Here is a 15,743-nt window from a genome sequence, read left to right as displayed (position 1 = left end):
GCGAAACCCGTTGGTGTTTGTTGTCCTGGGTATCGCTTAAATCAATCCTGGCTATTCGCTTGAGCGTCTTATTAAGTTGCGTGTGGCAACTACTTCGATAAGGTTGGGTAGCTGTTTTGCGTACCTGATCATAAATTTAATGTGGTCTTTATAGAGGCTCAGCTTTTCCTTGTAAAAGTCACCTGCAATAATCGACCTTCCCGAAGGTAGCATTAATGAGCCCATTGCTATTATTGATGCGTGGCTATAGCCATTGTAGAAATTCTTTGCTTGCTTGAGCCATTCTTTCCCCTCAATTAGTCCTAGGGTGTCTGCGTTAAGTAGAACGTTATCGATTGCTTTGTGAGGTCTTGTGTTGTTCCTGTTTTGCTGATAGGCATCGTAAAAATTAACTGGCTTTGCCTCTTTGCTCTTATCAATTATGATGTTGCGATCAGCGCTCAGAAGTATCGCTAGGCATAATGATTCATAGGAAATTCTCATGGTGTTTCCTGATGAATTTACATGTCCTTCAATCAAAAGCCTTGTGGCTGTTGCAAGGGACTCTATAGCCATAAAAGCGAATTCTTTTACCCATTTATGTTTTTGATTTTCAGAGTCGCTGAAATAGTGCTCAAAGCATGAATTGCTTTGTTCAAGAAGGTTGGCAATTATTGTTATTTCTGAGTCGAACTCTGAGCAAAATTCTGCTACTGAGCGATCAGTTACTAGAATGTCGCGGATACTCAAGTCTCCATTAATGGTTGTTATCCCGGGTTTCGCTACGCTCTACCCAGGCTACTTTCTTGGCTGTATTCGTGGTGGTTTCTGAAAGCTGCTGAAGTTTCTACTTTCGGACATCTATGGTGAGAAAGTCGAGCGGCTTGATCCATTTTAGGTAGTGTCCGACAAAATACTACGCACGCCGGTTTTATTAATTAATGATTTCTTATCTGACCAGCCCAGAAGGTAGTTGCCTCCATGGGAAACTGACACCTTCGTTATTAGGTCTCGGTCGGGGAGTTCCGGGAAAATAGCTGAAGGGTCGTTTGTTGCTACTGCGATCACTGAATTTGTTGCGGTTGGCGGTTTGAGCCAAAATCTACTGTCGTAGGCAAACGATAAGGCTACGCCGAGTACTGGTGCTTTTTTGCAAATGTAGTTATTTAAAGCGCCATCTATTTTCTTTGTGCCTAGCTTGGTGTCGACGGATGTGGCGTTTGGTGAGTAATTGGATAATGGGTTGTTGGAATTTATTTGCGTTACAATCAGGCAGCCATTTTTTGAACGCACGATTATGGAGGGAAGCTCTTTTATGTGAAACACGGTGCCTTGTGTTCTTCGGTTTTCTGCGTATTTTTTTGCTAGCTCTAGGCTTGCATGCATACAGCCTTCAGAGTAGCGGGTTATCCATGTAGAGTGCCATGCATTTCTGCCGGTGAATACATAGTAAAGCAGTGTGGTAGATAAGCTTTCTACTTCTGAATTCGCAAGTTCAGGAAAATTACTTTCTTTGAAGCTTAGGAGTTCTGTCATTTTCAAGAGCCTAGTTGCAAATAGGCACCAAATGATGCATGGCTATCGAACGGGTGTGGTGGATAACATTCCTTGTCATTCTTCTGTTCCCTTTTCCATCTTGTTGGCTGACGCTAGGACGGAGCTATTGGCTGGTTATACACCAAGTGCGATGCGTAATGGCAAGTGGCTTTTAGGTGCATGTGGGAATGACGACACTATGGAGCCTTGGGCTCCCGCCTTCGCGGGAGTGACGGTAAGTGGTTTTGCAGGATTGCTGCGCTTCACGGGCGGCAATGATCGCGGATAAATCCGCTCCTACGGGTTGGTGGCGTATTTAGCGGTTGGCAGGCGGTCAGGTGGGGTGCGGTTAGGTGGATGAAAGAGCGTCATCCACTCTGCGAGGGCGATGGATTTGTAGGGTGGGCAACGCGAAGCTTGCCCATCGATGCGGGGGCAGACGTTCGGCCGCTTATATTTCCAGCGACGGCGCTTTTAGTGGCAAACGCAACAACTCCACCTGCCACCAGGTCGGCAGCAGACGGCGTACGTCCGGGCGGGCGAAGCGGTCGTCGATCAGATAGAGCACGCCCTGGTCTTCTGGCGTGCGAATCACCCGTCCCGCCGCCTGCACCACCTTCTGCATGCCGGGGAACAGGTAGGTGTAGTCATAGCCATTGCCGAACAGGGCATCCATGCGCTGGCGGATTTCTTCGTTGATCGGGTTGAGCTGGGCCAGGCCGAGGGTGGCGACGAAGGCGCCGATCAGGCGTTCGCCGGGCAGGTCGACGCCCTCACCAAATACCCCACCGAGCACGGCGAAGCCGATGCCGCGTCCGCCGATCTGGAAGCGTTCGATAAAGCCCTGACGCGCCGCTTCGTCCATCTGCCGTGATTGCGTCCACACCGGGATCTGTGGGTGATCGCGGCGTAGTTCCTGTAGTACCTGTTCCAGATACTGATAGCTGCTGAAGAAGGCCAGGTAGTTGCCGGGGCGTTCGGCGTATTGGCGCGCCATCAACTGGCAGATCGGCGCCAGCGAGGCGTCGCGGTGCTGGTAGCGGGTGGACAGGTTGCGTACCACCTGTACGTGCAGTTGTTCGGCGCTGAAGGGCGAGGCCACATCCAGACACTGGGTCTCTTCCGGCAGGCCGAGCAGGTCGAGGTAGTAGTGGCTGGGGCTGAGGGTGGCGGAGAACAGCGTGGCGCTGTGGGCGTCCTCGAAGCGCGGGCCGAGGAAGGGCGCCGGTAGGATATTGCGGATGCACAGGGTGGAATAGCTGCGCCCATTACCGAATTCATCGCGGTTGATATCGAACAGCGAGTGGGGGCCGAAGCTTTCCGCCAGGCGGCAGAACAGCATGGCGTCCATGTAGAAGCTGAGCAGCTCACCACCATTGCCTTCGGGCTGGTCGGTGAGCAGGTCGGTAATGGCGCTCACTGCCTTGCCCAGCGCGGCGAGCAACAAGTCCGGCGCCAGCGGATAGACCTGATAGGGCACCTCTTGCTCGCGGTGTAGTTGATCCCAGTGGCGGTCGACCCGTTCCAGCACGCTCTTCAGGCGCTTCGGTGCGTCGCGGCACATGGCCTTGAAACGCGCCTGATCCAGCTCGGCGCTGTACATGCCGCGCCCGCGCTCCACCAGGTTGTGCGCTTCGTCCACCAGCAGGCAGACGCGCCACTGGTTGATCAGGGTGAGGCTGTGCAGCAGGGCGCCGAGGTCGAAGTAGTAGTTGTAGTCACACACCAGCACGTCGCTCCAGCGGCACAGCTCCTGGCTCAGGTAGTAGGGGCATACGCCATGGGCGATGGCGATATTGCGTACCGCCTGCTGATCCAGCCAGCGTTCCTTGAGTGCCGCGCTGCGTGCTGCCGGCAGGCGGTCGTAGAAGCCCTTGGCCAGTGGGCAGGAGTCGCCATGGCAGGCTTTGCTCGGGTGCTCGCAGGCCTTGTCGCGAGCGACGTGCTCCAGCACACGTAGTGGGGTTTCCGGTTCACGCAGGCGTTGTAGGGCATCGAGTGCCAGGCGCCGGCCTGGCGTCTTGGCACTGAGGAAGAACAGGCGGTCGAGCTGCTGGCCGGGCATGGCCTTGAGCTGCGGGAACAAGGTGCCGAGGGTCTTGCCGATGCCCGTGGTGGCCTGCGCCAGCAGGTAGTGACCGTCGCGTGCGGCGCGGTACACGGCTTCGGCCAGTTGCCGCTGGCCATGGCGAAATTCACCGTAGGGGAAATTGAGGTTTTCCAGCGCCTGGTTGCGTGCCTGCTGGTGCGCCTGTTCCTGCCGCGCCCAGTGAATGTAGCGGCGGCAGTGCAGGGCGAAGAACTCGCCCAGCGACGCAGCGCTGTAGCGCTCGCGAAATACCGTTTCCTGCTGGGTCATGACGTTGAAGTACACCACCGCCAGATCCAGTTCCTCGAAGCCCTGCTCCTGGCATAGCAGCCAGCCGTAGATCTTGACCTGCGCCCAGTGCAGCAGGCGGTGGTTGGCCGGGATGCGCGCGACGTCGCCTCGGTGGGTCTTGATCTCTTCCAGCAGGCGAAACTCGGGGTCGAAGCCATCGGCGCGGCCGCTGACCGTCAGCCCCTCGAACTCGCCGATCAGTGGCAGCTCGGCCACGTAATCCGGACCGCGCCGGCCGACCACGGTGGCGTGCCCGGCCATGCCTTCGGCTGCGGTGGGCGAGGGGGTGAAGCGCAGGTCGAGGTCACCTTCCTTGGCGGTGAACTCGCACAGCTCGCGCACGGCGATGCGCAGGCTCACTCGCTCCACTCCACGTAGCAGACGCTGACCGGCATGCCGTGCTCGGCGCAGAAGGCCAGCCAGCGTTTCTGGTTGTCCTGCAGGCGGTCGCCGGGGCCTTTCACCTCGATCATCCGGTAGCGTCCCTCGGCGGGCCAGAACTGGATCAGGTCAGGCATGCCAGCGCGGTTCTCGCGGATGTCGGCCAGCAGGCGACGGAACCAGGCGGCCAGGTGCTGCGGAGGCAGGCAGGCCAATGCCTGTTCCAGGCGCTCGGCGTCGAGCAGCTCCCAGAACACGAAGGGTGACTGGATGCCGAACTTCTCGGCGTGCGTGCGGCGCATGGCCTCGATGTAGCTACCGTCGTCCAGACGTGCCAGACAGGCGGCGAATAGATCACTGCGCCGTGCATGGAAGTCGGCGCGGTGCAGATCCACCGGGCCGGTATGAAAGGGGTGGAAGAAGGCGCCGGGTAGCGGGGCGAAGATCGCCTCCCAACAGAGCAGGCCGAACAGCCCGCAGATCAATGTGTTCTCCACGTAATGCACGGGCGCATCCGGTTCGGCCAGGTGCATGGCCACGGCCAGCTCGACGCTGGCGGCGCGCGGCAGGCGCAGGTCGAGGCGATCCTCGATCAGTTTCGCCACCTTGGTCGCAGGCGGTAGGCCGAGGCGTTTGTTCAGGCGCGTACGTGCCCGTTCGGCCAGTTGCACTTCCTCACCATTGAGCGGTGCTTTGAGCACCTGATCGACCAGGGCCAGCGCTTCGGCATCGCGGCCGAGCCGCTCCAGCACGCGAATCTGTCGCTGGCGCGAGCCGGGGGCGTGGGTATCGCGGTACAGCATCAACGCCGAATCCAGCTCGCCGGCGCGCTCCAGGTGCTGTGCCAGCTGTAGCAGCAGGCGTTGATGGCGGTTGCCGATATGGGGGTTGTCGGTGCTGAACTCGCCCAGTTGCCGCAGTACCTCAGGCACGCTTGCGCCAGCGTCGAACGCCTCGCGGCAGACACGCAAGTGCAGATAGTCATCCACGTCCTGACGGTGGCGAAAGCCGCGCGAGCCCGGTTTGATCGGCACTTGCTCGTAGCGGAAGATGCCCAGGTCAGCCAGCACGAACTCTGACCAGTCCTGCGCCAGGTTGCCGAAGAACATCAGGCGCAGGCGGTCGCACAGCGGGCCGATGGCCAGGCTCAGCAGGCGCTCGTGCAGTTGCGGGCACCAGTCGACCAGGTTGCGCGGTTCGGTATGCAGCTCGCGCAGATGGTCGAGCACTTCGCTTTTCTTCAGGTTGCCGCCTGGCAGGTCGCGAGCGAAATGCACGGCCAGTTCATCCTTGAGCAGCAGCGCGCCGAGCTCGTCGAAACTCAGTGCGGCGCAGTCGATCAGCCAGCTCCGCTCCAGCAAGGGCGCGGCTGCGCTGGGGATGTCGCCGATCTCGGCATAGCGCAGTTTGCTCACGCGAAAGTGCACGCCCTTGCGCATCACCAGGCGCACCAGCAACGACTGGGCGGGCAGTGGTAGCTGGGGGAAATCCGCGACGAAGGCGTGCTCGGCTTCATCCATCAGGTCACGGTGATGGGCGTCGAGCCAGGCGAGGGCCTTGCGGAAGTTGGCCAGGTAATAGAGTTCGGGGGCATCGAGGGTGAGCATGGAACGGATTTTTACTGGTTTTTTATACAGATTCCAGCTGTTGCGATGACGACGAGACGGAAGGCGATAGGCTCATGCCGCTTGAGTGGTCTCTGCCCGCAGGTACTACGGCTCTGCCACAGGCGAGCATGTAGCGTAAAAGCAGTCGTCTGGAGCCAGGCAGAGCGGTATTGGATGGTGTCGTCACAGGCAGGTTGACGACCTTGGCCATGACTGCGGCTGATTATCGAGTCGAGGTGATTTGGCAATTCTCTTGCCGGATGGGTAACGTATCGCGCTATCGATTGGTCATGCGTTGCACCGAGTATTTTCGCTCAACGCTACACTCTGCGATTCAGGTGCGACCCACCTGCTCCTGCCGCCTGCCCACAAGGCCAGATCGGCATACCGACGCCCAATTGGTGTCCCCGCTACATGCGCCTATCCGGCGCAACCTGGTGACTGACCCGGTCGCCGCTGGATCAACCATGCCGTAGCGATTGCCGGCGTGGACTAACAATCACAATGATCCCACAAGGACGCCCCATGAAACTGTCCCGCTGCTTCACTGCGCTGGCTGCTGCCGCCGCGCTCACCGCTGCCTGTGCCTCGGCCCAGGCGCGCGAATACTCCGTGTCCACCGTTCTGTCCGATGCCTTCCCCTGGGGGCAGGCGGCGCAAAAGTGGGCCGATCTGGTCAACGAGCGCTCCGAAGGACGCATCACCCTGCGCGTCTACCCCAATGCGCAACTGGTCACCGGTGACCAGACCAAGGAATTCTCCGCCATGCGTTCCGGCCTGATCGACATGGCCGTGGGCTCGACCATCAACTGGTCGCCGCAGGTGCCGGAGCTCAACCTGTTCTCCCTGCCGTTCCTGATGAACGATAACGCCGACCTGGATGCCATCACCCAGGGCGAAGCCGGCAAGCTGGCCTTCGCTGCCATCGAGAAGCGCGGCATCGTCCCGCTGGCCTGGGGCGAGAATGGCTTCCGCCAACTGTCCAACTCGGCCAAGCCGGTGCGTGCGCCAGCTGATCTCAAGGGTTTGAAAATCCGCGTGGTGGGTTCGCCTTTGTTCCAGGACACCTTCACTGCCCTGGGTGCCAACCCGACGCAGATGAGCTGGGCAGACGCCAAGCCGGCGCTGACCACCGGTGCGGTGGACGGTCAGGAGAACCCGCTGTCGGTGTTCGACGTGGCGCGCATCGACCAGGCCGGGCAGAAGTACCTGACCCAGTGGAACTACATGGCCGACCCGCTGATTTTCGCCGTCAACCAGCGTATCTGGAAGGAGCTGCCGGAGGCCGACCGCGAGTTGCTGGCCCAGGCTGCCCGTGATGCCGGTGAGTGGGAAGTGGCGCTGTCGCGCGAGGCGGAAGTCAAGCGCCTGGCTGACATCCGCGAGCGGGGTGTCGAGCTGATCGAACTCAACGATGCCGAGCGTCAGGCGTTCGTCGATGCCACCCGCAGCGTGCATGAGAAGTGGGCACCGCGTATTGGCAAGGAGCTGATGGAGGCGGCGCAGAGCGCCATCGCCCAGCCCTGAGTCTTCGTTAGCTGCTTATCGGGAGCCCTCCAGATTGCGTGCAAACCACTGCGCTCGGCTCCCGTTTCTCCGAGGTTTCCATGAGCAATAAACCGGACGCGCCTATCGAGCGCGTGCTGGCGACCCTGGCGTTGGTGCTGATCAGTCTGATCAGCCTGGCCAACGTGGTGGTGCGCTATTTCACCAATGTGTCGTTCGCTTTCACCGAGGAACTCTCGGTGTTCCTGCTGGTGGTGCTGACCTTCGCCGGTGCTTCGGTGGCGCTGCGTCGTAACGGCCATATTCGCATCAGCATGATCGAGCAGATGTTCCCTCGTCTGCGCACCCCGCTGGTCTGGTTGCAGTGGCTGGCCGGCGTGCTGGTGCTGGGCCTGGTCAGCTGGTACGGCGGTCAGTTCGCCTGGGAAGAGTTTCAGTGGGAGTCGGAGTCGCCGGGCATGGGCCTGCCGAATTGGTGGTACGTGGTCTGGCTGCCGCTGCTGAGCCTGTTCATGCTGGTACGCCTGACCCAGATGACCCTGGATCGCCTGCGCGGGAGGATCAGCGATGAGCCCTGATCTGCTGCTGGTCATCAGCTTTCTCGTTCTGCTGATTCTGGGCGTGCCGGTGGCCTTCGCCCTTGGCCTGTCCGGTGCCATCGGCATCATCGCCGGGCTATCGCCGGACATGCTCGCTACCCTCGGCACCAACACCTACAACAGCGTGGCCAAGTATCCGCTGATCGCCATTCCGCTGTTCATCCTCACCGGCCTGGTGTTCGAGAAGGCCGGCGTGGCGATTCGCCTGGTGCGCTTCGCTCAGGCCTTGATCGGCCCACGCCACGGTGGTCTGGGCATGGTCGCGGTGCTGGTGTGCATGATCATGGGCGGCATGAGCGGTTCCGGCCCGGCGGACGCTGCGGCAGTGGCCATGGTGATGTTGCCGAGCATGACCAAGGCTGGCTATCCCAAGCCGTTCTCGGCCACGGTGATCGCCGCGTCGGCGTCCACAGCGATCCTGATTCCGCCGTCGATTGCGCTGATTCTGTATTCCATCGTGGTGCCCGGCGTGGATCTGCGCGCGCTGTTCGCCGCCGGCTTGTTCCCCGGCATCCTCGCCGGTCTGACCTTGCTGCTGCCGGTATGGCTGATATCCCGTTATTACGGCTGGGAAGCGCCGCAGGGCGAGGAACGTCCGCCGCTGTGGGCGAGCTTCAAGGAAGCACTGCCGGCGTTGTTCGCGCCGATCCTGATCCTCGGTGGCCTGCGTAGCGGCCTGTTCACGCCGACCGAAGCGGCCGTGGCGGCAGTGGCCTACGGCATCGTCATCGGTCTGTTCGTCACCCGCGAGCTGGACTGGCGCAGCCTGTGGCGCCTGTGTGGCGAGGCGGCGGTGATTTCCGGCGTGGTCATGCTGATCATCGCCCTGGCCGGTATCTTCGCCTGGGCCGGCACCATGCTTGGTACCTTCCGCCATCTGGCCGAGTGGATGATCTCGCTGTCGGATGACGGCACTACCTTGCTGATTCTGGTGATGCTCGCGGTGCTGCTGGTGGGCATGCTGCTCGATGCGATTTCCATCTACCTGATCCTCATGCCGATCCTGATTCCGGTGATGCAGCACTTCGGCTGGAACCCGGTGTGGTTCGGCATCCTGTTGGCGATGAACATCGCCATCGGCCAGTTCACCCCACCGGTGGCGGTCAACCTGCTGGTGACCACCGAAGTGGCGAAGATCAGGCTGGAGCAGACGGTCGGCTGGGCGCTGCTGTTCGTGGTGATCATGGGCAGTGCGCTGGTGTTGGTGGCGATCTTCCCGGAAATCGCCCTATGGCTGCCGCGTAAGCTCGGCTATACGGTGTAACCCGTTGCGGGAGCGGTACCCACCGCTCCCGCATCGCCGCTTAAGCCCCACCCATTCTCCACACAATCTCCACGCTCGCCCCACACGCCTCCCATCGTCGCTGCCCAGACTCTGCCGTACCTTCACTCGCTACGGAGAGCCGTACCATGACCCGAACCCTGGGCTTCAAGCTGGGCGCCATTGCCCTGCTGATCCTGCTGCTGATGATTCCCCTGCTGATGATCGACGGCCTGGTCGATGAGCGCCAAGGCCTGCGCTATCAGGTGTTGCAGGATATCGCCCGCAGTTCCAGCTACCGCCAGCAGATCACCGGGCCGATCCTGGTGCTGCCTTACGTCAAGACCACCCACGAGTGGAAGACCAACGAGAAGACCGGTGAGCGCTACACCGAGGAGCGCCAGCGGCGTGGTCGCCTGTACTTCCTGCCGGAACGCTTCGTGCTCGAAGGGCAGGTCAATACCGAGCTGCGTGCCCGTGGCATCTACGAGGCACGCCTGTACCGCAGTGATAGCCAGGTCAGTGGCCAGTTCCGCCTGCCTGCGCGTTTTGGTCTGGGCGATGAGCTGGGCTTCTATCGCTTCGACGCGCCCTTTCTCGCGGTGGGGATCAGCGATATCCGTGGGATCAGCAATGACCTCAAACTGCGTCTGAATGGCCAGACCCTGAGCTTTGCACCCGGTACCAACGACAACCGTTTTGGCGATGGCGTGCATGTGATGCTGCCGTCGCTGGACAGCCAGGGCGGGCAGTCGCTCGACTTCGCCTTCGACCTCAAATTGCAGGGCACCGAACAGCTCGGTGTGGTGCCGGTGGGGCGCGACAGTCGCGTCAGCCTGAAATCCGACTGGCCGCACCCGAGCTTCGTCGGCGAGTACCTGCCGAGTCGTCGTGAGATCACCACTCAGGGTTTCAACGCCGAGTGGCAGACCAGCTTCTTCGCCACCAACCTCGAGGAGGCACTGCGCAGCTGCGCCAGCGAAAACCAGTGCCAGAGCCTGTTCGGCCGCAGCTTCGGCGTCAGTTTCGTCGACCCGGTGGATCAGTACCTGAAGACCGACCGCGCGATCAAATACGCACTGCTGTTCATCGCCCTGACCTTCGCCACCTTCTTCCTCTTCGAGGTACTCAAGCGCCTGGCCGTGCACCCGGTGCAATACGCCCTGGTCGGTCTGTCGCTGGCGCTGTTCTACCTGCTGCTGCTGTCGCTGGCAGAGCACCTGCCATTCACCCTGGCCTATGGCATATCGGCAGGAGCCTGCGTGGGCCTGATCGGCTTCTACGTCAGCTTCGTGCTGCACAGCTGGCAGCGTGGTCTGGGCTTTGGCGCCTTGCTGGCGGCGCTGTACGGGATGCTGTTCGGCCTGCTCAGCGCGGAGGACTACGCGCTGTTGATGGGCTCGCTGCTGGTGTTCGGCGTGCTCGGTAGCGTGATGGTACTGACCCGCAAACTCGACTGGTACGGCGTCGGTCGCACCGCTGCCTGAATCTGATCGGCGCGGCGCTGGCCGCGCCGCCTTTCTGGAGAAAATTCCATGCGTCTTCTCATGCAGTTTTCCGCTTGCCTGGGGCTTGGCCTGGTGGTGGCGGTGATGATCCTCATCGGCCTGATGTTCTGCGGCTGGTTCAACCTGATCGACGGCCTGTTGCTGACCGGAAAACCGCTGGCCAGCCTGAGCCTGGTGGTGCTGCCGGAGGGCTTCTGGAGTGCCCTGACCGGCATACAGGATGCAGCCAACAACGGCACGCTGCGCTCCTTCCTGTCGCTGTGCGCGGCGCTCGGCCAGGTCGGCCTGCTGCTGGCGCTGGGCTTCATGCGCCTGTGGTACCGGGCATGAGCGGGCATATCGGTTTGCGCGAAGAAGCACGCGCCGGACGCCTGCTGGCGGCGCGTATCGACTGCCTGTTTCGTGACGCCTGGCATGGGCAGGTTGTCGGTGCTGACGTAGACTCGCGGCCCGATGACTCGGAGGAACTCAAGGATGAAACCCACGCTCTTCATGGCGCTCGCGGGCCTGCTGTTGGCCACTGCAGCGCAGGCCGATGATTGCCGCCTGCAACTGCCTGGCTGGATCGAGCAGGCGCATCCCGGCCAGGCGCAGGGGAGGGCGCTGGAAGATGAGCGCGGCCGCTATCGGGTGGCTGCTGAGCAGAGCATCTGCAAGGTCTGGCCGGCGCGTCCGCACTTGACGCTGGTGGCATTACTGCTGGTACGCGAAGAGGAAGACGATCACGGCGATGTCGATCTGGAAGTGTTGGTGCTCGACAGCGTCAGACAGACCTTCGTAGCGCGCATGGTCGAGCCACAACGACTAGATTGGGATGTCGTCCAGGTCGACTCGATGATCTTCGACACTGCCCTCTATCGCCTGCGTGGCGATGACCTGGCCTTCGGCGTACGCATCTCGCGCAGCGCCGATTCGAGCGCCAAAGCCTCTCGTGAAACCCGGCTCGCGCTTTACGAACTCGATGGCGAGCGAGTACGCCTACTACTGAGTGAACTGCCCGTCGCCACCTTCTGGGGGGAATGGGATGCCCAATGTGCCGGAATGTTCAGCGACTCGACGCGCGTGCTGATCGTGACCGAGCGAGTAGGTAACAACGGTTATCGTGACCTGTTGTTCAAGCAGACGCGGGTGGAGAGTCGCAAAGCGCAGGTGGCGGGTGAGTGCAAGACTGTCGAACAGAGCACGCATCGGGCGGAATTTCCCATCGAGTACGACGAAGACCGCTATCTGCTGCCGATAGAGTTCGTGTCGGAGCCTGGCGTGCCATAGATACAGATCAATAAAACAGCCCCGGAGCCCTCCTAGAATCGCCGGCTTTGCCTTGCAAGCAGGTGCTCCATGCTTTCCCGTCCAGAACTGCTGTCGCCGGCCGGCAGCCTGAAGAACATGCGCTACGCCTTCGCCTACGGCGCCGACGCGGTGTACGCCGGCCAGCCGCGCTACAGCCTGCGCGTGCGCAACAACGAATTCGACCACGCCAACCTGGCCCTCGGCATCGCCGAGGCACATGCCCAGGGCAAGCAATTCTACGTGGTGGTCAACATCGCCCCGCACAACGCCAAGCTCAAGACCTTCCTCAAGGATCTGGAGCCGGTGATCGCCATGGCGCCAGATGCACTGATCATGTCCGACCCCGGCCTGATCATGCTGGTGCGCGAGCACTTCCCGCAGATGCCGATTCACCTGTCGGTGCAGGCCAATGCGGTGAACTGGGCCAGCGTCGAGTTCTGGCGTCGCCTGGGCCTGACGCGGGTGATCCTCTCGCGCGAGCTGGCGCTGGAGGAAATCGAGGAAATCCGTCAGGCCGTGCCGCAGATGGAGCTGGAAGTGTTCGTCCATGGCGCGCTGTGCATGGCCTATTCCGGGCGCTGCCTGCTGTCGGGCTATATCAATCGCCGTGATCCCAACCAGGGCACCTGCACCAACGCCTGCCGTTGGAAGTACGACGCCACGCCGGCCAGGGAGAACGAGACCGGCGATATCGTGCAGGTAATCGAGCCGACGCTGGGACAGGGTGCACCGACCAGCCAGGCGTTCCTGCTGGAAGAGGCGAGTCGGCCTGGTGAGCAGATGGCGGCCTTCGAGGATGAGCACGGCACCTACATCATGAACTCCAAGGATTTGCGCGCGTTGCAACATGTGCCGCGCCTGGTCGCCATGGGCGTGCATTCGCTGAAGATCGAGGGGCGCACCAAGAGCCACTTCTACTGCGCACGGACGGCACAGGCTTATCGCCGTGCCATCGATGATGCGGTGGCCGGGCGCGCGTTCGACATGAACCTGATGGGTGACCTCGAGTCACTGGCCAATCGTGGCTACACCGAGGGCTTCCTGCGTCGTCATGTGCATGACGAGTACCAGAACTACCAGCGCGGCAACTCGCAGGCCGAGCGGCAACAGTTCGTCGGCGAGCTGACCGGAGAACGGCGTGGGGAGTTGGCGGAAGTGCTGGTGAAGAATCGCTTCGAGGTGGGGGACGGCATCGAGCTGATGACGCCGCAGGGCAATCGCCGATTCACGCTCGAGCATATGGAAAACACCCGTGGTGAACGCAGCACCGTCGCGCCAGGTGATGGCCATCGGGTCTACCTGCCTGTGCCAATAACCGGTGACCTGCGTCATGCACTGATTTTGCGTGATCTCTAGCCCCCGACATTGGTCGTATATTTTGTTACAACCCCCTTGATAACGCTGGATAGGCCTGTTCTAGAGGTGTTCGCGTAATACTAAAGTCGTCTGTCGCGTGTGCATGGCAAGCCTAGAGTACGGCTCACCAGCCCCCCTCTGTCGAGGATAAAAATAAAATGCACGACGATACTTACGCGCGGATTCAGGCGAATCCGCATTTCAAGGATCTGGTAGCCAAGCGCGATCGTTTCGCTTGGACACTGTCCGCCATCATGTTGAGCCTGTACGTGGCTTTCATCCTGCTGATCGCCTTCGAGCCGCAAGTGCTCGGTGCGCGTATCAACCCCGACTCACCGATCACCTGGGGCATCCCCATGGGCGTAGGGCTGATTCTCTCCGCCTTCGTCCTGACCGGTATCTACGTGTTCCGCGCCAATGGTGAGTTCGACGCCCTCAACCAGGCCGTGCTCGATGAGGTGCAGAAATGATCGCCCGTCTCCTGACTTTCGCAGTTCTGCTGCTCACCAGCTCGGCCCTCTGGGCGGCTGGCGCCATCGAAGGCGACGTGCAGCGTCAGCCGATGAACACCTCGGCCATCATGATGTTCCTGGCCTTCGTTGGCGGCACCCTGTACATCACCTACTGGGCATCCAAACGCAACACCTCCACCTCCGACTTCTACACCGCTGGCGGTAGCATCACCGGTTTCCAGAACGGTCTGGCGATTGCCGGTGACTACATGTCCGCGGCGTCCTTCCTGGGCATTTCCGCCCTGGTTTTCACCAGCGGCTACGACGGTCTGATCTATTCGATCGGCTTCCTGGTCGGCTGGCCGGTGATCCTGTTCCTGATCGCCGAGCGCCTGCGCAACCTGGGCAAATACACCTTCGCCGACGTGGCCTCCTACCGCCTCAAGCAGAAGGAAATCCGCACCCTGTCCGCCAGCGGCTCGCTGGTGGTGGTGGCCTTCTACCTGATCGCGCAGATGGTCGGCGCCGGCAAGCTGATCGAGCTGCTGTTCGGCCTCGACTATCACGTTGCCGTGATCATGGTCGGCGTACTGATGGTGCTCTACGTGCTGTTCGGCGGCATGCTTGCCACCACCTGGGTACAGATCATCAAGGCGGTGATCCTGCTGTCCGGTGCCTCGTTCATGGCCCTGATGGTGATGAAGCATGTCAACTTCGACTTCTCCATGCTGTTCTCCGAAGCCATCAAGGTGCACGAGAAGGGTGAGGCGATCATGAGCCCTGGCGGCCTGGTGAAAGACCCGATCTCGGCGATCTCCCTCGGCCTGGCGCTGATGTTCGGTACCGCTGGTCTGCCGCACATCCTCATGCGCTTCTTCACCGTGAGCAACGCCAAGGAAGCCCGCAAGTCGGTGTTCTACGCGACAGGCTTCATCGGTTACTTCTACATCCTGACCTTCATCATCGGCTTCGGCGCGATCCTGCTGGTCGGCACCAACCCGGACTTCCGCGATGCAGCGGGCGGCCTGATCGGTGGCAACAACATGGCGGCGGTGCACCTGGCCAACGCCGTGGGCGGCAGCATCTTCCTGGGCTTCATCTCGGCCGTGGCCTTCGCCACCATCCTCGCGGTGGTTGCCGGTCTGACCCTGGCAGGCGCCTCTGCCGTGTCGCACGACCTGTACGCCAGCGTGTACAAGAAGGGCAAAGCCAACGAGAAGGATGAGCTGCGCGTATCGAAGATCACCACCCTGTGCCTTGGCGTTCTGGCCATCGTGCTGGGCATCGCCTTCGAGAAGCAGAACATCGCCTTCATGGTTGGCCTGGCCTTCTCCATCGCGGCGAGCTGCAACTTCCCGGTGCTGTTCCTCTCCATGTACTGGAAGAACCTGACCACCCGTGGCGCCATGATCGGCGGCTGGCTGGGCCTGATCACCGCGGTCACCCTGATGATCCTCGGCCCGACCGTCTGGGTCTCGGTACTGGGTAACGCCAAGGCGATCTTCCCGTACGAGTACCCGGCGCTGTTCTCTATCACCGTTGCCTTCATCGGTATCTGGTTCTTCTCGATCACCGACAAGTCGACGGCTGCCAACGACGAGCGTGCACGCTTCCTGCCGCAGTTCGTTCGTTCGCAAACCGGCCTGGGTGCCAGTGGTGCAGCTGCTCACTGATTCCTGACGCGGTAACCACAAGGGCAGCCCTCGGGCTGCCCTTGTTCGTTGTGGGTACAAAAGCGTGTTGTGTTTATCGGGGAATGCGTGGGATTCGGTGCGCACGGCGCACCCTACGTGTGGTGATCAACTTGCGAGCAGAAGGTAGGGTGCGCCGCGCGCACCGAGCGGTGACAGGAAGGCCGGTCAGCTGGGTGAGTTTGCTCGCACCTGGT

General features: G+C 61.0%; 13 protein-coding genes. 9 read left to right on the top strand and 4 right to left on the bottom strand.

Annotation, left to right across the window (positions count from 1 at the left end):
* Positions 1–51: 51 nt before the first annotated feature.
* From HS968_RS23155 to HS968_RS23140, 4 genes are all read right to left on the bottom strand, one after another.
* Complete coding sequence (locus HS968_RS23155; protein ID WP_182368854.1) at positions 52–729, bottom strand: hypothetical protein; 678 nt, start codon at positions 727–729, stop codon at positions 52–54.
* A 144-nt stretch (positions 730–873) separates the two neighbouring features.
* Positions 874–1,515 carry a hypothetical protein gene (locus HS968_RS23150; protein ID WP_182368853.1) on the bottom strand — a complete coding sequence of 214 codons (642 nt, stop codon included), beginning with the start codon at positions 1,513–1,515 and terminating at the stop codon, positions 874–876.
* Positions 1,516–1,966: 451 nt separating this feature from the next.
* Positions 1,967–4,255 carry an ATP-dependent DNA helicase gene (locus HS968_RS23145; protein ID WP_182368852.1) on the bottom strand — a complete coding sequence of 763 codons (2,289 nt, stop codon included), beginning with the start codon at positions 4,253–4,255 and terminating at the stop codon, positions 1,967–1,969.
* Positions 4,252–5,883: a VRR-NUC domain-containing protein gene (locus HS968_RS23140; protein ID WP_182368850.1), complete on the bottom strand. Its 1,632-nt coding sequence runs from the start codon at positions 5,881–5,883 to the stop codon at positions 4,252–4,254. The genes HS968_RS23145 and HS968_RS23140 overlap by 4 nt, the downstream gene beginning before the upstream one ends.
* A 525-nt stretch (positions 5,884–6,408) precedes the next feature.
* Here HS968_RS23140 and HS968_RS23135 point away from each other — a divergent pair.
* From HS968_RS23135 to HS968_RS23095, 9 genes are all read left to right on the top strand, one after another.
* Positions 6,409–7,410 (top strand): DctP family TRAP transporter solute-binding subunit, encoded by a 1,002-nt coding sequence (locus tag HS968_RS23135; protein WP_179622806.1) that lies wholly within the window; start codon positions 6,409–6,411, stop codon positions 7,408–7,410.
* A gap of 80 nt (positions 7,411–7,490) precedes the next feature.
* A complete protein-coding gene (locus HS968_RS23130; RefSeq protein WP_182368849.1) occupies positions 7,491–7,967 on the top strand; it encodes a TRAP transporter small permease in 477 nt (158 codons plus the stop codon).
* Entirely contained in the window at positions 7,957–9,252 is a 1,296-nt protein-coding gene (locus tag HS968_RS23125) for a TRAP transporter large permease (protein WP_182368848.1), read from the top strand. The genes HS968_RS23130 and HS968_RS23125 overlap by 11 nt, the downstream gene beginning before the upstream one ends.
* A 146-nt stretch (positions 9,253–9,398) precedes the next feature.
* Complete coding sequence (creD, locus tag HS968_RS23120) at positions 9,399–10,736, top strand: cell envelope integrity protein CreD (RefSeq protein ID WP_182368847.1); 1,338 nt, start codon at positions 9,399–9,401, stop codon at positions 10,734–10,736.
* 48 nt (positions 10,737–10,784) lie between these two features.
* Positions 10,785–11,087, top strand: coding sequence for a hypothetical protein (locus HS968_RS23115; RefSeq protein ID WP_182368846.1), 303 nt, complete (start codon positions 10,785–10,787; stop codon positions 11,085–11,087).
* Positions 11,088–11,231: 144 nt separating this feature from the next.
* A complete protein-coding gene (locus HS968_RS23110) occupies positions 11,232–12,026 on the top strand; it encodes a PA3715 family protein (protein WP_182368845.1) in 795 nt (264 codons plus the stop codon).
* Between the two features lie 69 nt (positions 12,027–12,095).
* Positions 12,096–13,403 (top strand): prephenate-dependent tRNA uridine(34) hydroxylase TrhP, encoded by a 1,308-nt coding sequence (gene trhP / locus HS968_RS23105; RefSeq protein ID WP_182368844.1) that lies wholly within the window; start codon positions 12,096–12,098, stop codon positions 13,401–13,403.
* A gap of 158 nt (positions 13,404–13,561) precedes the next feature.
* Positions 13,562–13,873, top strand: coding sequence for a DUF485 domain-containing protein (locus tag HS968_RS23100; protein WP_182368843.1), 312 nt, complete (start codon positions 13,562–13,564; stop codon positions 13,871–13,873).
* The gene (locus tag HS968_RS23095) at positions 13,870–15,528 is read left to right on the top strand and encodes a cation acetate symporter (protein ID WP_106738534.1); all 1,659 of its coding nucleotides are present in this window, start codon (positions 13,870–13,872) and stop codon (positions 15,526–15,528) included. The genes HS968_RS23100 and HS968_RS23095 overlap by 4 nt, the downstream gene beginning before the upstream one ends.
* The last annotated feature ends 215 nt before the right edge of the window (positions 15,529–15,743 follow it).

Source organism: Pseudomonas berkeleyensis (assembly GCF_014109765.1).
Classification (GTDB): domain Bacteria; phylum Pseudomonadota; class Gammaproteobacteria; order Pseudomonadales; family Pseudomonadaceae; genus Aquipseudomonas; species Aquipseudomonas berkeleyensis.
Note: the sequence above shows the minus strand (reverse complement) of the source record. Positions and strands in the feature narration are given on the sequence as shown.